At 69.9% G+C, this 25,084-nt stretch carries 19 protein-coding genes; 10 read left to right on the top strand and 9 right to left on the bottom strand.

Annotation, left to right across the window (positions count from 1 at the left end; translation table 11 throughout):
* Nucleotides 1–18: 18 nt before the first annotated feature.
* The 5 genes from IOD14_RS18410 to IOD14_RS18390 all read left to right on the top strand — a co-directional run bounded on the left by IOD14_RS18410 (nucleotide 19) and on the right by IOD14_RS18390 (nucleotide 4,870).
* On the top strand, nucleotides 19–1,023 hold the full coding sequence (locus IOD14_RS18410) for a VOC family protein (protein ID WP_212670800.1): 1,005 nt from the start codon (nucleotides 19–21) through the stop codon (nucleotides 1,021–1,023).
* A 26-nt stretch (nucleotides 1,024–1,049) separates the two neighbouring features.
* Complete coding sequence (locus IOD14_RS18405) at nucleotides 1,050–1,601, top strand: carboxymuconolactone decarboxylase family protein (RefSeq protein ID WP_123993395.1); 552 nt, start codon at nucleotides 1,050–1,052, stop codon at nucleotides 1,599–1,601.
* Nucleotides 1,602–1,650: 49 nt separating this feature from the next.
* Nucleotides 1,651–2,751 carry an alcohol dehydrogenase catalytic domain-containing protein gene (locus IOD14_RS18400; protein WP_249125949.1) on the top strand — a complete coding sequence of 367 codons (1,101 nt, stop codon included), beginning with the start codon at nucleotides 1,651–1,653 and terminating at the stop codon, nucleotides 2,749–2,751.
* A 94-nt stretch (nucleotides 2,752–2,845) separates the two neighbouring features.
* Nucleotides 2,846–3,817: a LysR substrate-binding domain-containing protein gene (locus IOD14_RS18395; RefSeq protein ID WP_249125948.1), complete on the top strand. Its 972-nt coding sequence runs from the start codon at nucleotides 2,846–2,848 to the stop codon at nucleotides 3,815–3,817.
* Nucleotides 3,818–4,006: 189 nt separating this feature from the next.
* Nucleotides 4,007–4,870, top strand: a complete 864-nt coding sequence (locus tag IOD14_RS18390; protein WP_123993398.1) for a 3-hydroxybutyryl-CoA dehydrogenase — start codon at nucleotides 4,007–4,009, stop codon at nucleotides 4,868–4,870.
* A 493-nt stretch (nucleotides 4,871–5,363) separates the two neighbouring features.
* Here the strand turns inward: IOD14_RS18390 and IOD14_RS18385 are convergent, their stop codons facing one another.
* Genes IOD14_RS18385 through IOD14_RS18365 form a run of 5 tightly spaced genes read right to left on the bottom strand, consistent with a single transcriptional unit; the run spans nucleotide 5,364 to nucleotide 10,057 of the window.
* Nucleotides 5,364–6,329, bottom strand: a complete 966-nt coding sequence (locus IOD14_RS18385; RefSeq protein WP_123993399.1) for an electron transfer flavoprotein subunit alpha/FixB family protein — start codon at nucleotides 6,327–6,329, stop codon at nucleotides 5,364–5,366.
* Between the two features lie 32 nt (nucleotides 6,330–6,361).
* Complete coding sequence (locus IOD14_RS18380; RefSeq protein ID WP_123993400.1) at nucleotides 6,362–7,144, bottom strand: electron transfer flavoprotein subunit beta/FixA family protein; 783 nt, start codon at nucleotides 7,142–7,144, stop codon at nucleotides 6,362–6,364.
* 26 nt (nucleotides 7,145–7,170) lie between these two features.
* Entirely contained in the window at nucleotides 7,171–8,346 is a 1,176-nt protein-coding gene (locus tag IOD14_RS18375) for an acyl-CoA dehydrogenase family protein (protein ID WP_123993401.1), read from the bottom strand.
* A 16-nt stretch (nucleotides 8,347–8,362) separates the two neighbouring features.
* Nucleotides 8,363–9,595, bottom strand: coding sequence for a CoA transferase (locus tag IOD14_RS18370; protein WP_123993402.1), 1,233 nt, complete (start codon nucleotides 9,593–9,595; stop codon nucleotides 8,363–8,365).
* 60 nt (nucleotides 9,596–9,655) lie between these two features.
* On the bottom strand, nucleotides 9,656–10,057 hold the full coding sequence (locus IOD14_RS18365; RefSeq protein WP_212670798.1) for an OB-fold domain-containing protein: 402 nt from the start codon (nucleotides 10,055–10,057) through the stop codon (nucleotides 9,656–9,658).
* A gap of 599 nt (nucleotides 10,058–10,656) precedes the next feature.
* Here IOD14_RS18365 and IOD14_RS18360 point away from each other — a divergent pair.
* From IOD14_RS18360 to IOD14_RS18350, 3 genes are all read left to right on the top strand, one after another.
* Nucleotides 10,657–11,100, top strand: a complete 444-nt coding sequence (locus IOD14_RS18360) for a DUF485 domain-containing protein (protein ID WP_212670797.1) — start codon at nucleotides 10,657–10,659, stop codon at nucleotides 11,098–11,100.
* Nucleotides 11,097–12,728: a cation acetate symporter gene (locus tag IOD14_RS18355; protein WP_212670796.1), complete on the top strand. Its 1,632-nt coding sequence runs from the start codon at nucleotides 11,097–11,099 to the stop codon at nucleotides 12,726–12,728. The genes IOD14_RS18360 and IOD14_RS18355 overlap by 4 nt, the downstream gene beginning before the upstream one ends.
* A gap of 125 nt (nucleotides 12,729–12,853) precedes the next feature.
* On the top strand, nucleotides 12,854–13,354 hold the full coding sequence (locus IOD14_RS18350) for a pyridoxamine 5'-phosphate oxidase family protein (protein WP_212670795.1): 501 nt from the start codon (nucleotides 12,854–12,856) through the stop codon (nucleotides 13,352–13,354).
* Nucleotides 13,355–13,437: 83 nt separating this feature from the next.
* On the opposite strand, the gene IOD14_RS18345 is transcribed toward IOD14_RS18350, so the two are convergent.
* Nucleotides 13,438–17,619, bottom strand: coding sequence for a beta-galactosidase (locus IOD14_RS18345; RefSeq protein ID WP_212670794.1), 4,182 nt, complete (start codon nucleotides 17,617–17,619; stop codon nucleotides 13,438–13,440).
* Between the two features lie 417 nt (nucleotides 17,620–18,036).
* Entirely contained in the window at nucleotides 18,037–19,221 is a 1,185-nt protein-coding gene (locus IOD14_RS18340; RefSeq protein ID WP_123993407.1) for an ROK family protein, read from the bottom strand.
* Between the two features lie 137 nt (nucleotides 19,222–19,358).
* Here IOD14_RS18340 and IOD14_RS18335 point away from each other — a divergent pair, with 137 nt between their 5' ends.
* Nucleotides 19,359–20,813 carry an APC family permease gene (locus IOD14_RS18335; RefSeq protein WP_123993408.1) on the top strand — a complete coding sequence of 485 codons (1,455 nt, stop codon included), beginning with the start codon at nucleotides 19,359–19,361 and terminating at the stop codon, nucleotides 20,811–20,813.
* A gap of 287 nt (nucleotides 20,814–21,100) precedes the next feature.
* Here the strand turns inward: IOD14_RS18335 and IOD14_RS18330 are convergent, their stop codons facing one another.
* Both IOD14_RS18330 and IOD14_RS18325 read right to left on the bottom strand, forming a co-directional pair.
* A complete protein-coding gene (locus tag IOD14_RS18330; protein ID WP_123993409.1) occupies nucleotides 21,101–21,664 on the bottom strand; it encodes an MBL fold metallo-hydrolase in 564 nt (187 codons plus the stop codon).
* Between the two features lie 124 nt (nucleotides 21,665–21,788).
* Nucleotides 21,789–22,508 (bottom strand): FadR/GntR family transcriptional regulator, encoded by a 720-nt coding sequence (locus tag IOD14_RS18325; protein ID WP_123993410.1) that lies wholly within the window; start codon nucleotides 22,506–22,508, stop codon nucleotides 21,789–21,791.
* A gap of 325 nt (nucleotides 22,509–22,833) precedes the next feature.
* On the opposite strand from IOD14_RS18325, the gene IOD14_RS18320 reads away from it, so the two are divergent.
* Nucleotides 22,834–25,065: an alpha-L-fucosidase gene (locus IOD14_RS18320; protein WP_212670793.1), complete on the top strand. Its 2,232-nt coding sequence runs from the start codon at nucleotides 22,834–22,836 to the stop codon at nucleotides 25,063–25,065.
* Nucleotides 25,066–25,084 lie beyond the last annotated feature (19 nt).

Here is a 25,084-nt window from a genome sequence, read left to right as displayed (position 1 = left end):
TCGCGCACGGAGACCAGCATGCTGCCACCCGTCAATCTGCGTCCCAGTTTCAACATCACCCGCTCCAGTCACGTCCGGCTCACGGTCGCGGACCTGGCCGAGAGCCGGAACTTCTATGTGAGCACCCTCGGGCTCGTCGTCAGCGACGAGGACGAGCGCACCTGCCATCTGCGCGGTCTCGCCGAGGCGTGTCACCACAGCCTCGTCCTGGAGCTGGACGAAGAGGGAGCCGGTTCCTGCCGCAGGATCGGATTCCGGGTCTTCCTCGACGAGGACCTCGACATCGCCCACGACTGGTTCCGCGACCGGGGGCTGCCCGCGGAGTGGGTCGACATGCCGTACCAGGGCCGCACCTTGCACGTCAGCGATCCGGCCGGTACACCGCTCGAGCTCTGCGCGCACATGGAGACCCGCCCGAGGCTGCACATCGACTTCGAGCACTACAAGGGCGCCCATGCGCAGCGCCTCGACCACTTCCAGACCTTCGCGCCGAACACCTATGAACTGACCGCGTTCTACGGCGAACTCGGCTTCCGCAACTCCGAGTACCTCACCCACGGCGACAAACTGCTGAGTGCGTTCATGTACCGCAAGGGCACCTGTCTGGACCTCGCGATCGTGGAGAACACCGGCCCCGCCCTGCACCACTTCGCGTACACGGTCTCCGAGAGCCGCGACATCTTCACCGCGTGCGACTGGGCGGGCATCCTCGGCTACGGCGAAGGGGTGGAGCGGGGCCCGGGACGGCACGGGCCGGGCGGGATGCTCTTCACCTACCTCCGCGACCCCGACGGCCACCGGGTGGAGGTCTTCAACAGCCACTACCAGACCATCGACACCGAGGTCGAGCCGGTGCGCTGGGACGCGGGCTCGCTGAGCACGAACGTCCGCTGGGGACTTCCCGCCCTGGAGAAGTGGTACTTCGAGGCCTCGCCCTTCGTGGGTGTGAAGCAGCTCCCGCCGGCCCAGGCGCCGCAGCCGATGACTCTCGAGCGGTTCCTGCTCGAACAGTCCGCCCACTGATCCCTTTCGTCCCCCGAGGAGATGACATGGCACGCGTTCCCTACCTGCGCCGCGAGGACGCGGACGAGGCGAACAAGCCCCTGTACGACCGGCTCGAAGCCGAACGCAAGGTACCGACGGCGAACATCTTCCTCGCCCTGGCCGGCGCGCCCGAGCAACTGGACGGGTTCCTGACCTACGCCAACTCGCTGCGCGCCGCCGACCTCAGCCCCAGGCTGCGCGAACTGGCCATCCTGACCGTCGGTCACGTGACCCGTTCCGCCTACGAGGTCGCACACCACCAGTCGCACGGTCTCAAGGCCGGACTGACCGCGCAGCAGCTCGCGGCCGTGGGTGACTTCGAGTCGTCCGATCTGTTCGACCCGACGGAGAAGGCGGTCATGCGCCTCGCCAAGGAGTCCACGCTCCGGGTCGACGTCACGGAAGAGACGTGGCGTGCCGCCGCCGAGCACCTGACGGACCGGCAGATGGTCGAACTGTCATTGTCCATTGCCTGGTACAACTCCGGCGTCCGCATCATGGGTCTGCTCGACATCGACCTCGAGGACAATTACCCGAATCCGTTCGCGCATTCATAGTTCTCGGCACCTTACTGCTCATCAGAACCGGAGTATTTCAATGGCGAAAATGCTCGCTGCACGACTGCACGCACTCGGCGAGCCGATGTCCGTGGACACCGTCGACGTGCCCACTCCGCGGCCGACGGACGTGCTGGTGCGCGTCAAGGCGTGCGGAATCGTGCCGAACATGGCCAACGTGATCAACAACTGGCCCACCTGGTACCCGCACCAGCCCCTGCCCCAACTGCCCGCGATCTTCGGTCTGGACCCGGCGGGCGTGGTCGAGGAGGTCGGCGAGGCGGTGCTCAACACCAAGCCGGGTGACCGGGTCTACGTGAGCCCGCTGCGCTCCTGCGGCAGCTGTCAGGTGTGCCGCGGCGGCGAGCTCAGCCGGTGCCGCTACTTCACCCTGAACGGCTACTTCAGCACCTCCCGCGACGGTCAGCGGATCTTCGACCTGTACCCCTACGGCGGTTTCTGCGAGTACATGACGGCGCCGCAGCACTCGATCGTCAACATCCCCGACAACATGACGTTCGAACAGGCCGGCAAGCTCGGCTACATCGGCACCTCGTACCGGGCGCTCAAGTACGCGGCGGCCGGCCCCGGCCAGGTCGCGTTGATCGACGGAATCACCGGCACCCTGGGGGTCGCCTCCACCCTCCTCGCGCTGGCCTCGGGTGTCTCCAGGGTTCTCGGTACCGGCCGCAACGAGGAACTCCTCAAGCGCGTCAAGGAACTGGCCCCGGACCGGATCGAGGTCATGCGGCTGGGCGAGGGCTCCTCCGGCGCCTGGGCGAAGTCACGCACCGGCGGCGAGGGGGCGGACTTCGTCATCAGCGCCCTGGGAGCCAAGGCCCCGGTGGAGACCATGCTGGACTCCATGCAGGGCGTCCGGCGGGGCGGCAGGGTGGTCAACGTGGGCGGGGTGGCGGACCGGTTGCCCGTGGACGTGAAGTGGCTCATGGACGAGCAGGTCCACCTGATCGGCTCCAACTGGTTCTCCACCGCGCAGGGCCAGGAGGTCGCCGACATGGTGGCCACCGGAGCCCTGGACCTCAACTACCTGATCACCAAGTCCTTCCCCCTGTCCGAGGTCAACGAGGCGATCTCGGGACGCGCCACCGACCTGGACGGCGGATTCAGCAACTACGTCGTACTCCCCTGATCGCCCGACCACCGCACTCACCCCGCGGCGATCCTGTTCTGCCCTGACGCCGCCGCGGGGTGTTCGCAACCGCAGGGGGCCGCACCCACGGCCCGTGCTCTCGACGGCGCAGGCCCAGCAGCTTGGAGGCCCTGTGGAACTGCGCTGGCTGGAATCGTTCGTCGTCGTAGCCGAGGAACTGCACTTCGGCCGCGCGGCGGATCGTCTGCACCTGGCACCGTCGGCACTCAGCGCCCAGATCAGGGCACTGGAGTCGCATCTGGGTGCGCGCCTGATCGACCGGGGGCGACGCACCCGCCCGGCGCTGACCAGTGCCGGGCGCCTCTTCCTCGCAGAAGCGCGACTGACCCTCGAACAGGCTTCGCGGGCCGTGGCGGTCGGCCGTCGGGCGGGGCGCGGAGAGCTGGGACACGCCCAGATCGCGTACGTCGCCTCGGCCGCGTTCTCCGGGGTGCTCACCGATGTCCTCACCCGGTGCGCGGCCCCCGGCACCGATCTGACCGTGCAGGTACGGGAGTTGGAGACACCGGCCCAGCTGGAGGCGCTGGCCTGCGGTGACATCGACGTCGGCTTCCTGCGCTGGAGGCCGGAGTACCCGCCCGAGGTCACCGCCACGTGCCTGCTCGCCGAGGACGTCGTCGTGGCAGTGCCGGACGGCACACCGCTCGCGGCGTACGAGGCGATTCCGGCGGCCGTGCTGCGTGACGAGAACTTCGTGGCCCCGCACTTCGACGAGGAGTACGGCTGCCGCGACCAGATCCTGGACGTGGCCGGCCAGGGCGGCTTCAGCCCTCGGTGCGCTCCCCCGGTGCGGGACTACGTCGCCGCGCTGACCCTGGTGGGCGGTGGTCTCGCGGTGGCCCTGGTCCCCGACTCGCTCCGGCGCGTGCACATTCCCGGGGTGGCCTACCGTCCGCTGGCGGACGTGGCGCTCACCACCCGGCTGGTCGGTGCCTACCGCCGAGGGGAGACCTCCCCCGCGGTGCGCGCGGTGATCCGCCGGCTGCGGGAGGCCGCGGTCGCGACGGCTGCCGCGGTCGCCGACGGAACCCGGTCTGCCCGATGACCTCGCCGTGATCGGTGCCAGGCCCCATGGTGCGGCCGGTCAGGGTCGTACCGGCGCATGTTTGTGCGCGGATGACGCACTGTTTTAGCAGGTCAGATGGGGTGTGCTCGACCTAGGCTCACAACGGCGGCACACATCGCGTCGGCGTCGGTCCACCGCCGCTCGACGGAGGGACGGACGGAGAAGCACATGACAGCGATCAAGCACGTAGGCGTCGTAGGGGCGGGCCAGATGGGCCGGGGCATCACCGAGGTCTGCGCTCGGGCCGGGTTGCACGTCACCTTGTGCGACGTGAGCGAGGACCGGGCCCGGGCCGGGCTGGCGGGCGTGGCGGATTCCCTGCTCAAGGCGGAGAAGCGCGGTGCTGTCACGCCCGGGGACCGCGCGCTCGCCCTGGCCGGAGTCTCGGCCACCGACGATCTCTCCCGCCTCGCAAGGGCGGACCTGGTGATCGAGGCCGCCGTCGAGGACGAGGGGGCCAAGACCGAGCTGTTCCGGCAGTTGGACAAGGTCATGCACCCGGCCGCCGTGCTGGCCAGCAACACGTCCTCCATCCCCATAGCCAGGCTCGCGGCGGCCACCGGCCGACCCGAGGCGGTGGTGGGCCTGCACTTCTTCAATCCGGTGCCCGTGATGCCACTGGTCGAGGTGATCCCCTCGCTGCACACCTCGAGGGACACGGAACTTCGCGTGCGTGCCTTCGCGGGCGAGATTCTGGGCAAGAAGACGGTCGTGGCCCAGGACCGCGCCGGTTTCGTGGTGAACTCCCTGCTGGTTCCCTACCTGTTGGCCGCGGTCCGGATGGTGAGTTCCGGCACGGCGACCGCGGAGGACATCGACACCGGGATGACCGCCGGTTGCGCTCACCCGATGGGCCCGCTGCGTCTCGCCGATCTCATCGGGCTCGACACCGTCGCGGCGATCGGTGAAGCACTGTACGAGGAGTACCGGGAACCGCTCTACGCCCCGCCCCCCTTGCTGCGCCGCATGGTCGAATCCGGGCTGCTGGGCCGTAAGTCGGGACAGGGGTTCTTCGACTACCGGGTGGCCTGAGCGCCTTCCGGCGATGCCCTCCGCGGTGCCGTCGGGGCCGGCGCCGCGGAGGGCATCGTCGTATCGGACTCCCGCTGACACCATCGGTTCACGGGAAGGCGTCGCGGCGTTCACGCGCTGGGCGGTGCTTCAGAACGTCGGGCACCAGGCCACCGGCAGGCCCTTCGCCGCACTCGGCATGCGCACGGCAGCCGCGGGAGGGGCGCAAGCCTCGCGCTCCTCGTGTGCGGCCCGGCCGCGGCGCTGGGACGCGGGGGAGGATCCGCCGGGGCCGCACGCGGAAAACCAGCCGCTTCCACAGCTCCGGGCCGACGGTGCTGCCGACGCGACGCGAACCGGCCTCCCCGGGCCGGCCATCGGGGCGCCACCACCGACGTACTCGTCCAGGCAGCCATCGGGCGGCCAGTCGCGGTCCACCACCGGTCCGAGGCGTTCGCGGTCGCCCGCAGCACCGGAATCGTGCTGACGCCGTCGGCGTTGTCCCCCGGACAGGTCAGGCGACCCCTCGGCGGGCAGCGACTTCTCGCGTGAGCTGGGGAGCCACCGAGAACAGGTCGCCCACCACGCCGTAGTCGGCCACGGCGAATACGGGTGCGTCGGGGTCCTTGTTGACCGCCACGATGGTCCTGGACGTCTGCATCCCGGCGAGGTGCTGAATGGCCCCGGAGATGCCCAGGGCGATGTACAGCTGGGGAGACACCGTCTTGCCGGTCTGCCCCACCTGGTACTGGTGCGGGTAGTAGCCGGCGTCGACCGCGGCCCGGGACGCGCCCACCGCACCGCCCAGGGCGTCGGCCAGTTCCTCCACCACCTCGAAGCCGTCCGCCCCTCCGACGCCGCGTCCGCCGGAGACGACGACGCTCGCCTCGGTGAGCTCGGGCCGGTCACCCGCAGGGGTGGCGCGACGGGCGATGACGCGGGCGGATCCCGCCGGGTCGATCGGCGGCAGGACGAGCTCGTGCTCCACGGCCTCCACGGGATGTTCTTCCGGCTCGAAGGAACCCGGCCGCAGGGCGATCACGGGTATCCCGTGGCTGACCTCGGAGCGCACGGTGTACGACCCGCCGAAGACGACTTGAGTGACCGCCCCCGAGGAGTCCAGGTCGACCGCGTCGATCAACAACCCGGCGTCCAGCCGTGCGGCGAGACGCCCGGCCACCTCCTTGCCGTCGGTCGTCGCGGAGACCAGGACGGCGGCGGGAGAGACCGTCCGGACCGCGAGCAGCAGGGCGTCGACGGCGAGCGAGCCGACGAACTCGCCCGCCTCCGCGGATTCGGCCGCGTGGACGCCGGTTGCGCCGTGTCGGGCGAGGGACTCCTTGAGGCGGGCCGATGTGCCGGGCGTGCCCACGAGCACGGCCGCCGGATCGCCCAACCGCCGGGCGGCGGCCAGGAGTTCGTACGTGGACTTGTGGACGCGTTCCCCGTCGTGGTCGACGAGGACGAGGACGTCGGGCATGGCTGTGCCTGCTCCTTGGTGGTCGGGGCGGTTCAGAGGAGTTTCCGGGCGATCAGGTGCGCTGCGAGCTGCCGGCCGGCTGAGCCGTCGTCCGTGACGCGGACCCCGGCGACCCGCGCCGGACGCGGGACGGCCTCCAGCACGCGCGTACGGGTCACCAGGAACCCGGTGTCGTCCGCGTCGGGGAACAGGTCGTCGAGGCCGATCGTCACCACCGGCTTCTTCTTCGCGGCCATGATGCCCTTGAAGGAGGGATAGCGCGGCTCGTTGATCTTCTCGGTGACGCTGACCAGCGCGGGCAGCGGCGCCTCCAGCGTCACCTGACCGCTCTCGGTCTCGCGCTCGGCACGCACCCGCCCCGCGTCCAGGGCGAGTGCGCGTACGTGGGTCAGCTGCGGCAGACCGAGCAGGTCCGCGACGACGGCCGGGACCGCGCTCGCCTGTCCGTCGGTCGTGGCGTTGCCGGCGAGGACCAGGTCCACGTCCGCCACGGTCCGTACGGCGGCCGCCAGGACCTTCGCGGTGCTCACCACATCGGCGCCCTGGAGCCTGTCGTCGCGGATGTGGATTCCACGGTCTGCGCCCATCGCCAGAACCTTGCGGATGGCGTCGAGCGCGGAGTCGGGTCCCATGGACACGACGGTGACCTCTGCGTCCGTCGTCTCCTTGAGCGTCAGGGCTTCTTCCGCGGCACGCTCGTTGATCTCGTCCAGGACGAGGTCGGTGTTCGCACGATCGAGGCTGTGGTCGGTCTCGGACAGGGTGCGGGCTGCCGCGGTGTCCGGGACCTGCTTGACGAGTACGACGATGTTCACGGTCGTCTTCCTTCCGCCGGGGCGGGTCAGCGGAACGCCGGGTGGCCGGTGATCGCCTGTCCGACGACCAGCGTGTGCATCTCGCTGGTGCCTTCGTAGGTGAGGACGGACTCCAGGTTGTTGGCGTGACGCAGCGGCGAGTACTCCAGGGATATGCCGTTGGCGCCGAGGACGGTGCGGCACTCGCGGGCGATCGCGAGGGCCTCCCGTACGTTGTTGAGCTTGCCGACGCTGATCTGTTCGGGCCTGATGCGGTGCTGGTCCTTCAGGCGCCCCAGGTGTACGGCGAGCAGTGCGGCGCCGCCCAGGGACACGGTCATGTCGGCGAGTTTCTTCTGCGTGAGCTGGAAGGCACTGATCGGCTTGTCGAACTGCACCCGGGAGTCGGCGTAGTCGATGGCCGCCTGGATCGAGTCGCGGGCGGCGCCGACCGCTCCGAACAGGATGCCGAAGCGGGCCTCGTTCAGGCAGGAGAGCGGTCCGCGCAGGCCTTCCGCGTGCGGCAGCCGGGCCGAGTCGGGCAGCCGTACGTTGTCGAAGTACAACTCCGAGGTGATCGACGCCCGCAGCGACATCTTCTGCTTGATGTCCTGGGTGGTGAAGCCGGGCGTCCCGCGCGGCACGAGGAAGCCGCGGATGCCGTCCTCGGTCTGCGCCCACACGGTGGCCACGTCGGCGATACCGCCGTTGGTGATCCACATCTTGGAGCCGTTCAGGATCCAGTCGCCGTCCTCGCGGACCGCCTTGGTACGCATCCCGGAGGGGTTGCTGCCGAAGTCGGGCTCGGTCAGGCCGAAACAGCCGATCGCCTCGCCGGCGGCGAGCCGTGGCAGCCACTCCTGCTTCTGCTCCTCGGAGCCCCACTTCCAGATGGAGAACATCGACAGCGAGCCTTGCACGGACACAAAGCTGCGGAAGCCCGAGTCCGCCGCTTCCAGCTCCAGGCAGGCAAGCCCGTAGCTGACGGCGTTGGTGCCTGCGCAGCCGTACCCGTCGAGATGCATGCCGAGAACCCCCAACTTGCCAAGTTCTGGAGCGAGTTCGCGGGCGAAGTGGGCGTTCTCGAACCACTCACCGATGTGCGGGCTAACCCGGTCGGCGAGGAACCTGGCCACGGTGGACTGGATCTCGCGTTCCTCCTCGGTGAGGACGGAGGCGAGGTCGAACAGTTCGAGGGGGTCCTTCAGCGGCTTGGCGTTCATGTGGTGCTCCTTGTGATCAGTGTCGGGAGATCGAGGGGTCGGACGGGTCGTCGAGGATCTGTGCGGTGTGCTGGCCCAGTCGGGGCGGGGGCAGGCGGTACTGCGCCGGCGTGCCGCTCAGCCCGATGGGGTGCGCGACCTGGCGGTGGGCCCCGGGGTCTTCTCCGTCGGCGGGTGAGGCGGGGATGTCGACGATGCCCGGGAGACCCAGCTTGTGGGCGAAGGCGAAGGCGTCGTCGAGGGAGTTGACCGGTCCGGCCGGCACTCCGGCGGCCAGCAGGACGGTGGTCCAGTGGTCGGCGCCCGCAGCGCGGAAGCGCTTGGTCAGGGTGTCGCGCAGTGCGACGCGATGGGCGACCCGGTCGGCGTTGGTGCGGAAGCGGTCGTCGAGCGCGAGACCGGGGTCTCCGACGACCTCGGCGAGTGCCGTGAACTGCCGGTCGTTGCCCACCGCGAGGGCGATCGGCCGATCCGCGGTCGGGAGGGTCTCGTACGGGGCGATGCTTGGGTGCGCGTTGCCCATGCGGCCGGGAACCACCCCGGCGACGGCGTAGGCCGATGCCTGGTTGACCATGGCCGACAGCAGCGAGCCGAGCAGGTTCACCTCCACGAGCTGACCTTCGCCGGTGGCGTCCCGGTGCCGCAGGGCGGCGAGGATGCCGAGCGAGGCGTGCAGCCCGGTGATCACGTCGACCAGGGCGACGCCGGCCTTCACCGGTTCCCCGTCCGCGGTCCCGGTCACGCTCATCAGACCGCCGACGGCCTGTACGAGCAGGTCGTAGCCGGGGATCGTGGCACCCGCGCCGCTGCCGAAACCGCTGATCGAGCAGTAGATCAACGCTGGGTGCCGGGCCCGGAGTTCGCGTGGCCCGAGCCCCAGCCGTTCCATCGTGCCGGGGCGGAAGTTCTCCACCAGGACGTCCGACGCGGCGATCAGGGAGCGGGCCTGTTCGAGGCCGGTCTCGGTGGCGAGGTCCAGGACGACGGACCTCTTGTTCCGGTTGACGCCCAGGAAGTAGGTCGAGGTGCCGTTCCGGTCCGCGGGCGGGTGCCAGGCCCGGGTCTCGTCCCCGATGCCCGGTCGCTCCACCTTCACCACGTCCGCGCCGAGGTCGGCGAGGAGCATGGTGGCGTACGGGCCCGCGAGGACCCGGGAGAAGTCGGCGACACGCAGTCCGTGCAGTGCGGTGCGTGCCGTTCCGTCGGCTTCGCCGACCCGTCCGTCCGGGGCGTTGTCCTGGGTGTCCATGTGCCCTCTTCTCTCGTCGTGCCGCCTTCGCTCCCGTGACATGACCGGTGCCGTGTCCTGTCACCACCAGCGCTCCGAGGACACCGGCGGGCGGGTGAGTTCGACGAGGGGAAGTCCCTGCTCGCGAGGAGCCACCACGACACGCACTCGCGCCCCGACCCGGATCACGGCCGGCTCCGCTCCGGTGAGCCGGCAGACCAGGGTGAACTCCTCGTCCATCGCGACGAACCAGATGTTGAGCGGGGGCTGCCCGATGCGGCGGACAAGGGCCCCGGCACCCGCGCTGCGCTGTCGCTTGAAGGCGGTGGAGCCGCACGCGCGGCAGAAGGAACGTCGGTAGGCCGCGGTGCCGCACCACAGGCAGCTCTGGAACAGCAGTTGGGCGCCGACCTCGGGAGCGGGCGGGTCGGCGGTCACGGCCACGGCCCCCGCGAAGGGTTCAGGGCTGGCTGTCTGCAGCATCACGGCCTCCTGCGCTCACTGCGGTGAGCGAAAACGGGCGATCGGAATCCGATATGTCTCCCTCACCCTGGCCCTGCCGCGAACTGTCGGTCAACGACGAGATGACGCATCTTTGTGCGCGGAATACGTTCTGTTCACCCAGGTCAGAGGCCTTTGCGTCAACAGAGGACGACCCCGCCGCCGCCGGCTCGCACACCGGGGCACACTCAGGCGGCGCGATATCCGCCAGGCATATGCCGTCAGTACCACCCCCTCAATGGACGGCACAGAACTGCCGTATCCGCCGTACCCCTCCTCATCCCGACGACCGGTCCGCTTCCGTCAGAGCGGCCACCACGGGCAGGGACTGATGTACGACGTACGGACGACCGATTCCGAGGAAATGGATTCACGGAGGGCACCTGCGGCACTCCGGCCACACCCTCACCACGGGCACCCGGCACGGCCGGTTCACCCGCAGGGCTGCCGTCGGAAAGTTCAACGGAACACCCATCCACCGCCCGGACACCCGCATACCGTGCGGTGACCCGAACCGCCTCCGCCTCCCCCACCTTCTTGCGGTCCGTGACCTCCGGGCCCCCTGCGCTAGGAGTTTTGGGATGTCCTACGACCGCTCGGAATTATCCCTGCCGCACCGGCACAACGGACGGGTCCCCTCCCCCACCGCGCACCGGCCGACGCCCCTCGCGCCGGCCGCACCGCGGAGCGGCAGCGGGACCCGTCAGCGTTCGTGGTCCAGCTACCACCGCGCCCTGCGGGTCCTGCGCCGCGCCTGCCGCTGGCAGCGGCGCGTGGCCACCTTCCTCGCCCTCGGCTACTTCGCCGTCTTCCTCACCCTGACCGTCGAAGCCCCCGCCTTCATGGCCCGTCCGGCCCTCGGCGGGCTCCCCACCGGCCTGCTGCTCGCCGTCGCGCAGGTCCCCGTCACCTGGCTGGCCGTCCTGCTGTTCGAGTACACGGCGCGCCGGTTCGTCGACCCGCTGGCCCGCAGGGTCAGCCAGTACGCCCGCCCGGCCGACGGCGACGGTCGAGCGCGGGCATGACCGACCTCGGCGGCTCCGCGCAGACCTGGTCCCTCGTCGCCTTCTGCAGCGTCGTCACGCTCACGCTGCTGCTGTGCGTACTGACCGGCCCCGACCGCGACGACCTGGAGGAGTTCTACACCGGCTACCGCACACTCTCCCCGCTGCGCAACGGCCTTGCCGTCGCCGGCGACTACATCTCCGCCGCGACCGTGCTCACCATCGGCGGGGTCATCGCGCTGTGCGGCTACGACGGAGTCGTCCTGGCCCTGAGCACGCTGCTGTCGCTGCTCCTGCTGATGTTCCTGCTCGCCGAACCCCTGCACAACACCGGCCGGTTCACCATGGGTGACGCGCTGAGCCGACGTGTCCCCGGGCGGGCCGCACGCATCACCGCGTGTGCGGTGACCCTGTTGTCGCTGATCCCGATGATGATCGTGCAACTGGCGGGCGTGGGGCAGCTGTTGGCTTTCATCCTGGGCTTCTCCGACGGTGCCATGCAGACCGGCTGCATCATCGGCGCCGGCATCCTGATGATCAGTTATGCCGCCCTGGGCGGGATGAAGGGGACCGCGCTGATCCAGATCATCAAGACGGTGATGCTCCTGGGGTCCGGCCTCGTGGTCGCCGTGCTCGTCCTCGCCACCTTCGGCTGGCACCCGGGAACGATGGTCGACACCGCCGCGCAGCGCAGCGGGACCGGCCAGGCGTTCCTGCAGTACGGCCTGCAGTTCGCGGACGGGCCGCACCCCGCACTGGACATGATCAGCACGCAGGTCGCCATCGTGCTCGGCGGCGCCTGCCTGCCGCACGTCACCATGCGGATGTACACCGCCGGCAACGCCCGCCAGGTACGGCGCACGATGTCCTGGGCGGTGTCCTCGGTCGCCCTGTTCATGCTGGTGATCACCGTCATCGGCCTCGGCGCCACGGCCCTGGTCGGGCGCGAGCGGATCACGGCCGCCGACCCGCACGGCAGCACTGCCTATCTGCTCGGTGCGCGCGCCGTGTTCGGCTCCGACGTCTCCCGCGCCGAGAGCCTGGTGTTCAGCTCCGTCACCACGGCGATCTTCCTGACCCTCCTGGCGTCCGTCGCCGGGATGACGCTCGCCTGCGCCAACTCCCTTGCGCACGACGTCGCCGCCTCCCGGAACAGCACCATGCCCGCGCCGCGGGAGATGACCCTGGCCCGGCTCTGCGCGCTGATCGTCGGCGTGCCGGTGGTGCTGCTGGCCGCCCTCGCCCAGCACCGCAGCCTCCAGCCGCTGGCCACCCTGTCCTTCTGCGTGGGCGCCTCCGCCATCGCGCCCGCACTGGTCTACTCGCTGTTCTGGCGGCGCTTCAGCAAGGCGGGCCTGCTCGCCACCCTGATCGGCGGCTCGGTCGCCGTCCTGGTCCTGATGTCGGGCACCCGGCTCGTGTCCGGGTCACCGACATCGGCCTTCCCGGAGGCCGACCTGAACTGGTTCCCGTTCACCACGACCGCCCTGGTCTCCGTGCCCGTGGGCTTCGCGTGCGGCTGGCTGGGCACGTTCCTGAGCGGCCGCCGCAGCGCCCGCCGTGCCCGCGAACGGTACGCCGGCATCGAACAGTTGATCCTCGCCGGACCTCCCCGGCGCCGCCCCAGCTGGAGCCCGGACGGCCCATGAAGCGCGTTCCGAGAACTCCATGGACTCCCGCGTGTCGAGAATCCGGCGCCGGCTCCGTCCCGGGTTCAGAAGTGGCTCACACCGATGCGCCGGGCGGGCCGTGACGACGACGGGAGGATCCCACCATGGACGCCAGCGAGATCAGCGAGGTCCTCGAGCGGCCGATCAGCCGGGAGCTGCTGGCCCGGGACGTGACCCGACTGGCCTACGTCGCCAAGGACGGCACTCCCCGCAATGTCCCGATCGCGTTCGTCTGGAACGGCTCGGAGATCGTCATGTGCACCACGAAGAACGCCCCGAAGCTCGCGTCCCTGCGGGAGAACCCGGCGGTCGCCCTGACGATCGACACCGAGGTGCACCCGCCCAGGATCCTGCTCATCCGGGGCCGGGCCGAGCTCGACTACGTCGACGGCATCCCGGACGAGTACCTCCAGCCGACCAGCAGCTACGAGATGACCCCCGAGCAACGGGTCGAGTGGGAGGCGGAGGTGCGCTCGCTCTACCACGACGGCATGATCCGGATCGTCGTCACCCCGACCTGGGCGAAGCTGATCGACTTCGAGACGACTCTGCCGAGCGCGGTCGAGGAGCTGGTCCGGCAACGTGAGGAGCGTCTGCGTGCCTGAGCTCCGATCGCCGACACGGGTGGTCCCCGTGCCTCGCGAGACACGGGGACCACAGTCAGCGACTCACTGTGCCGCTACGGCCGTCAGCCGCAGGTCAGCGTCGGTACCGCCCAGTCGCCGTGGTCGTTGCCGTTGCCGTCACCGCCGTCGCCGACCTTGAGGTCGACCACCTTGGCGCCGCTGACGTCGACGTCGACGGGTACGGCGGCCTGTCGGCCGCTGATCGTCGGTGTGGTGACCAGGGTCCTGCCGTCGGCGATCACGGAGAACGTGACCGTTCCCGCGCCACCGGTCTCGTCGTCGACACCCACCTGTGCCGTCAGTCGCGAGCAGTTTCCGGCGAGGTAGAGCTGGATGTCGCTGACCGAGTTGGTGCCGAGCCCTTTGGCGTAGCCCACGCCGGCGATGCTGATCGGGCGGCCGTCTCCGGCCGCCTGCTCGCCGACGCTGCTGTCGCGCTCCACCGGACCCCAGCCGTTGGTGGCGGAGAGGAACGGCAGGTCGCTCACGGCGCTCTTCCCGGCCGGTGGCGCCGGTGGTATCCCGCCGATGATGCGCTCGTCGGCACCGGTGCCCTGCCGCCCGTTCTGCAGGTAGCGCACGGTGGTGGTGAGTGCGGAGGCGGAGGGCAGTTCCCCGGTCGGTGGCTGGACCTTCCAGGTGAAGGTGGCCGATCCGCCGGGCTTCAGGCTCTTGAGCGAGAGGGAGCTCGTGGCGCTCACGCTCCAGCCGTCGGGGGCGGCGAGCGAGGCCGTCAGCCGGGAGGCGGACGACCCGTCCTTCGGTACCCGCACGGTGGTCCGGGCTGTGAAGGCCTCTCCCGGCCGGGCCGTGTCGGGCACGTCCAGGGCGACATCCGTGCCCGGGGGCCTCGGCATCGCGTACTTCCGGGAGTCGTAGCGCGGGCTGTCGTTCTGCGCGACGCGCAGGGACGAGGCGTAGCTGCCGTAGTTGGTGAGCGAGACCTTGCCGAGACCGCCGGTGCTGCCGTCGAGGTTCCACACGGCGATGGCGATGCTGTTGCGGCCGTTCGGGTCGAGGATGCCGTCGGGGACGGGGAAGGTGTGCTGCGGGCCGAGGTAGTTGACGTAGTTGCCGACCTGCCAGCCGTTCACGAAGATCGTGGCGCGGTACTTGCGGGCCGGGTCGTCGGTGAACGTCAGGCCGAGTGAGGTGTCCTGGCCGTGCGGGAGGTCCAGGGTGGCATCGGTGCGGTACCAGGAGACCCCGGGTCGGGTGTCGGTCGTCGGCAGGGACACCCGGTTCCACTTGCCGTCCGGGTAGCCGGGCAGGGACCAGCCGGCCCGCTCCCCGTACAGGCCGCCCGTCGCGAGCGGTCCGCGCACCGGGTCCTGGAGGTCCTCGCCTCCGCGTACGCCCTGGAGGCGCCAGGTGACGGAGGTCAGCGGGGCTCCCACGAGGGAGGCGCCGGTCAGGCCGCGCGCGGTCTTGTTGCCGTTGGTCGAGTTGTAGTCCTCCTCGTGCCCCATGTTCACGGTGAGCACGGAGATGACGTTGTCGCCCTTGGGCCTGACCGAACCGGCGGGGAAGGCGAAGTCGGCGCTGCCGGTGGTGGAACTGCCCAGGAAGGTGCCGTTGAGCCAGGCGGAGAACGCCTGTGCGCCTCCCCCGGAGTCCGAGACCAGGTGGATGCCGGACTCCTTGCCGGTGGCGCGGAAGCGTCCGCGGTACCAGGTGTTGCCGGTGTGGAAGCCGTAGTCGTCCGCGTAGAGCACCGGCAGCTTGTTGACGCCGGAGACGCTGTTGGTGGTCGCCTTGTCGGCGACCTGCCAGCCGGTGTCGTCGAAACCGGGGGCCGCTTCCGGTGACTCCTCGGCGTGCTTCCAGTTCGTCAGCGCCGGGAGGTGGATCGCGGCGGCGGTCGGGATCCTGCCGGTGAGGCTCCGGGTGTCGGTCGCCCGGGTCTCCACCTTGCGGCCGTTCCAGGTGACGCGGGCCGCGGAGGTGAACACCTCGATGTTCCTGTCGTCGGCGTTGTCGCCGGTCAGCGCCACGGTGCGGCCGCTGTTGAGGCTGGTCGCCGTGCGCAGCAGGTGTGTGCCGCGCACCAGGACCGGGCCTGCCGCGGTGTCCTGACGCCAGAAGGTCTTCGCCGTGGCCTTGTCGCCCACGAGCAGCAGCAGCGGGCGCCGGCCTGCGCCGGTGACGCTGATGCGGATCAGCCCCTTGTGGGTGTAGTTCAGGCGCAGGTCGCCGGTGGCGGCGTCCCACGTGGTCGTCACCGGGCCGCCGGTGGCGGTCACGGTCGGCTTTGCGGTGTAGCGCAGGACGGTCTCGCCGTCGCTGTCCGCGTCTCCGTAGAGCACGGCGACGTCCCGGTCGCCGATGGTCGCGTCCGTCATGAGCTCCGAGGTGGAGTACTGCAACTGTGCTTCCCCGAGACGGTAGTCGGCCACGATCACATGGGAGTCGCGTCCGTCCAGGGTGATCGCGGTGCCGGGCTGCTGGGGCACGACCGGGTAGGTCGGCTCGTCGGCGGCGGTACCGGTGGGCACGTCGATCGCGTCGATGGCCACGTAGTTGTCGGTGGACCCGGAGCCGTGGTTCCCGGCGACCACGATCTTCAGCGTGTGCGCACCGGGCGCCAAGCCGGTCTTCTGGAAGACCACCGCCTGGTTCTCGGCGCCGGAGTCGTCGACCGTCGCCACCTTGGTGCCGTCGAGGTAGACGTCGGCGTTGCCGTGGTTGTTCGTCTTCGAGCCGATCCAGCGGATCGCGGTGCCGTCGAAGGGCACGGTGAGCGAGTCACCGGCCTTGTCGGAGAACGACTCGGTGTGCTTGTAGTCGCCGCCGGTGTAGCTCGTGTCGTGCACGTGGGACCACGAACCGGCGTACTGGAGCGCGGAGTCGGGGTCGTCCCAGGTGTAGGTGGTGTCCCCGGCCGGCTGGGCGTTGAAGTCCAGCGAGATGTGCGTCCTGTCGACCGCGGTGGACGTGGAGTTGCCGTGCCGCAGCACATGGAACTGCGTCCTGGTGTCCGGGTTCATCCGGGCGGTGTCGACGACCGCGGAGTCGTCCGGTGGTGTGCTCCTGATCGCGTCGGTCTTGGTCAGCGGGGCGACGGACTGGGTGAAGTACCCGATCAGCTTGTCCTCGTCGTACTTCGGATCGAGCTGCCGGGTCTCGCGGATCGCGGCTCCGTAGTCGTACGACGTGTAGTTCTGGGGCATGCTCAGCCAGCCCCAGTTGGTGCCGCCGTAGGTCATGTAGAAGCTCTGCGCGGTCGCGCCGACGGCGATGTTCTGCTTGTAGAACACGTTGGCGAACCGGTCGTTGATCAGCTGGGCGCACTTGTCGTAGCCCGGTCCGCCCCAGGGGTCGAAGGCGCCGCCCTGGAACTCGGGCGAGTACAGGGGCTTTCCGGCCGGGTGGTCGTAGCTGATGTCGGGGACGCCGTTCCACTTCGTGGGGTTGGAGCAGTCGAAGCCCTGCGGGTAGGAGTCGGGGCCGTCGACGTCCAGGGCGCCCGCACCGGAGTTGAAGGTGCCGTTGTTGTTGCCGGTCAGCGGCACGGTGATGCCGTCGGCGCGGGCCTTGTCCTCCAGGTGCTGCATGTAGGAGCGGGCGGCCGCGGAGCCGTTGTAGTACTCGTTCTCGACCTGGTAGGCGATGACCGACCCGGTGCCGTTGGTGAGTTGGTGCCGGGCGATGATCCGGTCGATCCGGCTCAGCCACTCGTCCGCGTACTTCAGGAAGCGCGGGTCGTCGCTGCGGTTGTTCTCCGCCTTGGTGGTCAGCCAGCCGGGGAGGCCGCCGCTGTCGACCTCCGCGTTGATGTAGGGCGCGGGGCGGGCGATGACGTACAGCCCGGCCTCCTCGGCCATGTCGAGGAGCTTGTCGACGTCACGGACCCCGCTGAAGTCGTACACGCCCGGCTTGGGCGAGTGGTATCCCCAGTCGAAGTACAGGGAGGTGGAGTTGAAGCCGGCGGCCTTCATCTTCTGGAAGATGTCGCGCCACAGGTCCGGGCTGGGGAGCCGGAAGTAGTGGAACTCGCCGGACCAGAGGTAGGCCCGTTTGCCGTCGACGAGGAACGAGTACCCGTCCAGACTCACGGTGTGCGCCTGCGCGGCGGCAGCGGGCGCGGGCGCGGCGGCGGATGCCGGCCCGTCCGCCTCCCGTGCCGTGGCGGGCGCGGTCATTCCCACCGCCAGGGCGATGGTCGCGGCCGTCGCGAGGACCGCCCTCCACCAGCCGCGGCGAGCGGGTCTCGCGGCCTCTGCATCGATCGGATTACCCCGCACTGCGGCCTCCCTCTCGCCTGAGCGATCAGCATCAAACAGACTCAGGCAAAGTCGAACAGTAAGGGGGCAGTTGGCTCCGCACAATGGGGCGGGAGAAGACGAACGGGACAGTGGGGACGGCTGGGCCCGGGACGACGATCAGACGGAAGCGGCTGAACACCGGGACGGCGGGCACCGGACTCCCCGGCGGAGGCCGCTCTTCTCCTGTCGCTCGTCAACTCCCGTGCCGAGAAGAGGTTTTCTCCCGCACGAGCACCGGAGAACCCGGCAGCCCAGTCCCCGGACCCGCCCACCCCGGCCGCCGCCTACGACGCCGTCCGGCGCCCCCTCACCGGTCTCCTCGCCGGCGCAGCCCACCAGCCAGGTTCACCCGTGACACGCCAACAGGTCTCCTGCGAGCGGCAGTTCACGGCGCGGTCAGGACACCGCCGAGCGACGCTCGAACACGACCTCCCGGGCCGTCCCGAGTGCCGTCGCCACCGCGCCGAGGAGGACCGCGTCCTCGCCCAGCCGACTGGGAGCGAGCTTCGGACGCAGCGGGGTCAGGGCCCTGAGGTTGTCGCGCACCGGTTTCAGCAGCAGGTCCACGCTGTGGCCGACTCCCCCGCCGAGGACCACGAGGTCCGGGTCGAGGACGGCGGCCGCCGCGGCCACCGTGTGGGCGATGCGCTCGCCCTCCAGCCGGACCGCCTGGACCGCGGCCTCGTCTCCCTGCCGGGCCGCGTCGAACACGGCCTTCGCGGTGAGCTGTCCCCGCATGCCGAACCGGCGCGCCGCCTCCACGACCGCCACGCCCGACACCGCGTCCTCCAGCCGCTCCGGTTTCTGCCGCCCGGGCCACGGCAGGAACCCGATCTCCCCGGCGAGACCGTGCGCCCCCGTGAACAGGCGTCCCTCGCTCACCACCCCCATGCCGAGACCGGTGCCGATGAGGATGTACGCGAACAGCCGGCTGCCCGCCCCCACGCCGTAGGTGTACTCACCGAGCGCGGCGAGGTTGGCGTCGTTGTGCACCTCCAGCGGCACGCCCAGCTCCTCGCGCATCCGGTCGACGAGCCCGGCCCGCCCCCAGCCCGGCAGGTGCATCGCGTACCGCACCCGGTGGCGTTCCTCGTCGTACACACCGGGCGTGCCCACCACCGCGTGCACCACCTCGCCCGCCGCCGTGCCCGAGCCTGCGACCACCTGCCGGGCCGTCGACACCACCAGGTCGGCCATCGCGCCCGAGCTGCGGGCCTGGTTGCGCACGTCGGAGCGGGCGACGACGGTGCCGTCCAGGTCGGCCACCGCGACGCGTAGCCAGCTGCGGCCCACGTCGATGCCGAGGACATGGCCGGCCGACGGGTCGGGCGCGTACAGCACCGCCGTACGACCGCGCTCGGGCACGTGCGTGCCCACCTCACGGACGAGTCCGGCCGCTTCCAGTGCGGCGAGCGCGCTGGAGACGGTCGGCTTGGACAGGCCGCTCTCGCGGGCGAGCTGCGCCCGGGACGCGGGGCCGGCCGCGCGCAGCCGCTCCAGCAGCAGCCGCTCGTTGGTGCTGCGCAGCCGCTGCCGGTTCCAGGGCTGCTCCTGCTGCTCCACGACGTCACCGGCGGCCATCACACCATTCTCACGCACAGGGAGCCCCCTCTTGACGCATCAAGTAAGGCTCCTTAACTTTATCGGCCAACAGCACCGGATACCGGCCCGCACGCCGCAGCTCACCCTCGTCGCGCCTCACCACCCCAGGAGCCCCCATGTCCGGTAGCCCGCCGCCCAGCGGTGGTTTCGTCCGTCGCGTCGGACTGTTCCAGGCCACGGCCATCAACATGAGCCAGATGTGCGGCATCGGACCGTTCGTCACGATCCCGCTGATGGTCGCCGCGTTCGGCGGCCCGCAGGCGGTGGTCGGCTTCATCGCGGGCGCGCTCCTCGCACTGGCCGACGGGCTCGTGTGGGCCGAAATGGGAGCCGCGATGCCCGGCTCCGGCGGCAGTTACGTCTATCTGCGCCAGGCCTTCCAGTACCGCACCGGACGGCTGATGCCGTTCCTGTTCGTCTGGACGGCCATGCTCTTCATCCCGCTGATCATGTCGACCGGCGTGGTCGGTTTCGTCCAGTACCTGGGCTACCTCGCCCCCGACCTGGGGCAGACCCCGGGCGACCTGGTCGGCCTGGGCGTCATCGCCCTGGTCGTGATCCTGCTGTGGCGGGGCATCGAACACATCGCGCGGATCACGGCCGTGATGTGGGCGGTCATGATCACCTCGGTGCTGCTGGTCATCGTGGCCGCGGCGAGCGACTTCAGCGCCCACCTCGCCTTCACCTACCCGGCGCACGCCTTCGACCTCGGCAGCAACACCTTCTGGATCGGCTTCGCGGGCGGCCTGACCATCGGCATCTACGACTACCTCGGCTACAACACCACCGCCTACATGGGCGCCGAGATCAAGGACCCGGGCCGCAATCTGCCCCGCTCGATCATCTTCTCGATCCTGGGCATCATGGCAATCTACCTGCTCCTCCAGATCGGCACGCTGGGCGTGATCGACTGGCACCGCATGACGGACGCGAAGGACATCGCCTCCACCTCGGTGGCCTCGGCGGTACTGGAGGAGACCTGGGGCAAGGGGGCCGCCGACACGGTCACCGTCCTCATCCTGATCACGGCCTTCGCGTCGGTCTTCACCGGCCTGCTCGGCGGCTCGCGGGTGCCCTACGACGCGGCGCGCGACCGGGTCTTCTTCCGGCCCTACGCCAAGCTGCACCCCAAGCACCGCTTCCCGACCCTCGGCCTGGCGACGATGGGCGTGATCACCGCGATCGGGTTCCTGATCGGCCGCCACACCGACCTGGCGACCCTGATCCAGCTGCTCACGACCGTCATGGTCATCGTCCAGGCCCTGGCCCAGATCGTGGCGCTGAGCGTGCTGCGCAGGCGCCAACCGACGCTGAGGCGGCCGTACCGGATGTGGCTCTACCCGGTGCCGAGCGTCATCGCCTTCGTCGGCTGGTGCGTGATCTACGGCTACGCGGACAAGAACTCGCCGGGCCGCCACCCCATCGAGTGGTCGCTGGCGTGGCTGGCCCTCGGCTGCGTGGCGTACGTGCTGTGGGCGCGCTTCGAGAAGGTGTGGCCGTTCGGCCCGAAGGAGATCACGGAGGACTATCTGACGCCCGAGCCGGCCCGAGCGGAGCCGGCGGGCACATGAGCCGGCCCGACGCTTCCCGCCGACCGGTGCCGCGCTCCGCCCTCGGGCCCACGTCGTCGTGCAGCCGGTGCAGGTGGTCGGCGGTGCCTTTGTCCTGCGGTGCCGTCCCTGGGTGGACGATCACCGTGGAGGGCGCCGTCCTCGGACGGCATCACGGGGCTCGCCGCCGCCACGCCGTCGGTCCTGGCCGGTTCGGACCGACGGCCTCGCCCGCCGGCTGTCCCCCTGCGTCACGACGACCGGCGGAGCGTTGAAGCCCGGTCCGCAGAAGGACCGCCCGCGGCGCCTCAGAGCGGCGTCGACGACGACGGCACGAACGGCGCTCCGTGGCCGGGCACGACGAGGGCCGGGCCGAGGGCCAGGACCTTCTCCCTCGCGGCTCGCAACTGCTCGCGGTCGGGGGCGAAGGGGTCGTCGGCCGGACCCTCGGCGGTCCACCACAGATGGGTCAGGACGACCAGGCCCTCGGCGGCCGTGACCAGGGTGCTGACGTCCTGTGCGGTGTGGCCGGGAGTCGTCATGAGCGTGATCGAAGGGGAGAGCCGGTAGCCGTCGGCGTCACGGTCCTCCCAGACGTCGTCGCGGTAGATGGCCATGTGGTCATGGAAGCGGGCCTCGGGGAACAGGGCCGCGTTCAGCGTGTGATCCGGGTGGTGGTGACTGAAGATCACGTCGGTGACGTCCTGCGGGATCAGCCCGTGGTGCGTGAGCGGGTCCAGGATGAGCCGGCGGTCCGCGACCATGCCCGGGTCGACGATCGCGACCGTGGATCCGTCGACGAGCAGAGTCACGGTTCCGGCGACCCGCTCGTCTGCGTAACCGGTGGTCAGGACGTGGAAGGCGGCGGTCATCAGCGACTCCTCGGGGGAAGAGGGTGTGGGACGCGGACTGGCGTCCGACTTCCCTCGGCGCACCACCGGGACCTTACCGAATGGCTTTCGGTAAATCGGCGGGATCAGCGCGTCCCACTCGCCGTCAGCCCGTGGTCGCACCCAAGGGCATGTCCTCGACCGAGCGCAGGTGCTCCCTCAGCCACTGCTCGGTGTTGCTCACGTGCAGCAGTGCGGCCGCCTGACTGAGGGACGCGTCGCGCGCCGACAGGGCGGCGAAGATCGCCTCGTGCTCGGCGAGGGTGCGGCCCGCCGCCTGGGCGTCGACCAGGCCGCGCCAGATCCGGGCCCGCAGCGTGCGACCGGAGATGCCCTCCAGGAGCGCGAGCAGGGATTCGTTGCCGGTGGCCGATACGACGGCCCGGTGGAAGGCCGCGTCATGGGCGTTGAGCCGTTCGACGTCGTCACGGGCCTCACGCATGGCGTCCAAGTGGCTCTTGACGTCGGCCAGTTGGTCGTCGGAGATCCGGGTCGCAGCGAGAGCGGTGGCGACCGGCTCGAGGAGCCGCCGTACCTCCATCAGGTCCCGCAGAGCCACCGAGTCGCCCTGCAGCAACTCCACCGCGCCGCCGAGGCCCTCCAGGAGAAGGCTCGGCTGAAGGCTGGTCACATAGGTGCCGTCGCCCCTGCGGACCTCCAGGACCCGCGCGACGGCCAGGGCCTTGACCGCCTCTCGGGCGAGGTTGCGGGAGAGTCCGAGCTGGGCGGCCAGGTCCGGCTCCGGGGGGAGCTTCGAGCCGGGCGGCAGGGCCCCGGTCCGGATCAGCTCACGGATCTGCTCGATCGCCTTGTCCGTCAGAGACACCGCGCATCCCTTTCCCCACGGTGCTCAGCGAGCACGTCCGACCCGATCGGCCCCCGAACGCGGAGATCACCCCGTAAGCGGCCCCCGTGCCGAAGATGACGCCGATGATACTGGGACGCGCGTAGCGGGCCCAGCCGGTCACCCCCTCACAGAGGGGCAGACATGCGATGTCTGGTCGATCCAATTACCCAGCAAAGGCGAACAAGTAGGGCAACTAGCCTAGCGGTAAAGGAACTTTCATCCCTGCAAACTGATTGACATTCAGCTGACCCATGGCGGACCTTCATCCGTAACAAGCGGCCCCTCACGCCCCAGGGATGTCTCCATGTCGAGTTCGATCAGCAGACGCCACTTGCTTGCCGGTGCCACCTTCGTGGCCGCGGCGGCCGTTGCCGGAGGTGCGTTCGGCGCCGGCGCCGCCCAGGCGGCCCCCACCACGTACACCCCCGACTGGAACTCGGTCGACCAGCACCCGCCGGCCCCGGAGTGGTTCCAGGACGCCAAGTTCGGCATCTACTTCCACTGGGGCGTCTTCAGCGTCCCCGCGTACGACAACGAGTGGTACCCGCGCAACATGTACCAGGCCGGGAGCAACGCGAACCAGCATCACATCGCGACCTACGGCCAGCCGTCCGCCTGGCCGTACCACAACTTCATCAACGGGGCGAAGGACCTGGCAGGCAACAGCGTGAAGTTCGCGCCGAAGCTGAAGTCGGCCGGCGGGAAGTTCGACCCCGACGAGTGGGTGCAGTTGTTCGTCGACGCCGGTGCCAGGTTCGCCGGGCCGGTCGCCGAGCACCACGACGGCTTCTCCATGTGGGACAGCCAGGTCAACGAGTGGAACTCGGTGAACAAGGGCCCGGGCCTCGACCTGTTGCGGCTGTTCTCCACGGCCATCCGCGCCCGGGGCCTGAAGCTGCTGGTGGCCATGCACCACGCGTACAACTTCACCGGCTTCTACCAGTTCGCCCCCGCGCAGACCGACCCCAGCCTCAAGAAGCTGTACGGGCAGCTGGGTTCGACCGCGGAGAACCAGCTCTGGTACGACAAGCTCAAGGAAGTCGTCGACCGGGCCCAGCCCGACATCCTCTGGCAGGACTTCAATCTCACCGCGGTCGACGAGCAGCAGCGCCTCAACTTCCTCTCGTACTACTACAACCAGGCCAACTCCTGGGGCAAAGAGGTCGTCGCCACCTACAAGGACGGCATGAACGGCAAGGGGGAGGTCTTCGACTACGAACGCGGCGGGCCTGCCGACCTCACCACGCCGTACTGGCTGACCGACGACAGCATCTCCAGCAGCAGTTGGTGCTACACGCAGGGCATCGGCTACTACAGCATCCAGCAGATGCTGCACTCGTTCCTGGACCGGATCAGCAAGAACGGCAACGTCCTGCTGAACATCGCGCCCATGGCCGACGGCACCATCCCCCAGGCGCAGAAGGACATCCTGCTGGGCATGGGTGACCACCTGAAGCGCTTCGGGGAGTCGGTGTACGGGACCCGCGCCTGGACGGCGTACGGCGAGGGCCCGACGAAGATGGGCGGCGGCGCCTTCACCAACCCCACCGCCGGTACGGCGCAGGACATCCGGTTCACCCGCAACAAGGCCGGTGACGTCCTGTACGCCAGCGTCCTGGGCTGGCCCGGCGGCTCACTGACCATCAAGACCCTCGGCTCGGACCGGATCAACCTCTCGTCGCTGACCTCGGTGAAGCTCCTCGGCTCCACCGCCGGCACCTACATCGACCTGCCCACACCGACGCAGAGTTCCACGGGCCTCACCGTCACCCTGCCGTCCTCGGCGCCGTACGACGCGGGCGCGTACGTGCTGAAGCTCGCCTTCTCCGGAGCGATCCCCGCACTGCGGCCGTCGGCCGGCGCCGTCGTCTTCACGGACGTCTCCTACACCGGCAGGGCCGCCGTGCTCACCGTAGGCGACTACACCGCGGCCGACCTGAGCACGGCCGGGCCCGGACCGGGCACCGTCTCCTCCCTCCGGCCGGCTCCCGGATACCAGGTGATCGGCTACTCCGGGGACAACTTCACCGGCACCGCCTGGACGTTCACCGCCGACAACCCCGACCTGCGGGCCACCGGCAACAACGACCGGATCACCTCGCTGAGGGTCCAGTTCAACCCGGCGACGTACTTCCGGATCACCAACGTCACCGACGGTCTCGCCCTGGACAGCGGCGGCGACGTGGCGTCCGGCTCCAACCTCAAGCAGTGGACCTGGGACGGCAGTTCGAACCTGCAGTGGCGTGCGGAGGCCGTGGCAGGCGGCTACTACCGGCTGGTCAACCGCACCAACGGCATGGTCGCCGACGGCTGGGGCGCCACCGCGGACGGGTCAGCCGCCCGGCAGGCCGCGTGGAACGGCGGCACCAACCAGCAGTGGACCATCACCCCCCGGGGCGGCGACCGTTACTCGATCGCCAACCGCACCACCGGCCTGGTCCTCGACGGCGGCGGCAACGTCTCCTCGGGCTCCGTCACCAAGCAATGGACCTACGGCAGCAGCACCAACCTGCTGTGGACCTTCACCGCGCTGTAGCGACAGGAGTCGGCGCCGT

The sequence above is a fragment of the Streptomyces sp. A2-16 genome (genome assembly GCF_018128905.1).
In the GTDB taxonomy this organism is placed as follows: domain Bacteria; phylum Actinomycetota; class Actinomycetes; order Streptomycetales; family Streptomycetaceae; genus Streptomyces.
Note: the sequence above shows the minus strand (reverse complement) of the source record. Positions and strands in the feature narration are given on the sequence as shown.

Bases quoted from the DNA above. Each gene is read 5' to 3' on its own strand.
- IOD14_RS18340 (WP_123993407.1), bottom strand. From the start codon at position 19,221: ATGGCCGCCGGTGACGTCGTGGAGCAGCAGGAGCAGCCCTGGAACCGG.
- IOD14_RS18400 (WP_249125949.1), top strand. From the start codon at position 1,651: ATGCTCGCTGCACGACTGCACGCACTCGGCGAGCCGATGTCCGTGGAC.
- IOD14_RS18330 (WP_123993409.1), bottom strand. From the start codon at position 21,664: ATGACCGCCGCCTTCCACGTCCTGACCACCGGTTACGCAGACGAGCGG.
- IOD14_RS18390 (WP_123993398.1), top strand. From the start codon at position 4,007: ATGACAGCGATCAAGCACGTAGGCGTCGTAGGGGCGGGCCAGATGGGC.
- IOD14_RS18360 (WP_212670797.1), top strand. From the start codon at position 10,657: ATGTCCTACGACCGCTCGGAATTATCCCTGCCGCACCGGCACAACGGA.
- IOD14_RS18375 (WP_123993401.1), bottom strand. From the start codon at position 8,346: ATGAACGCCAAGCCGCTGAAGGACCCCCTCGAACTGTTCGACCTCGCC.
- IOD14_RS18405 (WP_123993395.1), top strand. From the start codon at position 1,050: ATGGCACGCGTTCCCTACCTGCGCCGCGAGGACGCGGACGAGGCGAAC.
- IOD14_RS18410 (WP_212670800.1), top strand. From the start codon at position 19: ATGCTGCCACCCGTCAATCTGCGTCCCAGTTTCAACATCACCCGCTCC.
- IOD14_RS18365 (WP_212670798.1), bottom strand. From the start codon at position 10,057: ATGCTGCAGACAGCCAGCCCTGAACCCTTCGCGGGGGCCGTGGCCGTG.
- IOD14_RS18370 (WP_123993402.1), bottom strand. From the start codon at position 9,595: ATGGACACCCAGGACAACGCCCCGGACGGACGGGTCGGCGAAGCCGAC.
- IOD14_RS18335 (WP_123993408.1), top strand. From the start codon at position 19,359: ATGTCCGGTAGCCCGCCGCCCAGCGGTGGTTTCGTCCGTCGCGTCGGA.
- IOD14_RS18355 (WP_212670796.1), top strand. From the start codon at position 11,097: ATGACCGACCTCGGCGGCTCCGCGCAGACCTGGTCCCTCGTCGCCTTC.
- IOD14_RS18350 (WP_212670795.1), top strand. From the start codon at position 12,854: ATGGACGCCAGCGAGATCAGCGAGGTCCTCGAGCGGCCGATCAGCCGG.
- IOD14_RS18320 (WP_212670793.1), top strand. From the start codon at position 22,834: ATGTCGAGTTCGATCAGCAGACGCCACTTGCTTGCCGGTGCCACCTTC.
- IOD14_RS18385 (WP_123993399.1), bottom strand. From the start codon at position 6,329: ATGCCCGACGTCCTCGTCCTCGTCGACCACGACGGGGAACGCGTCCAC.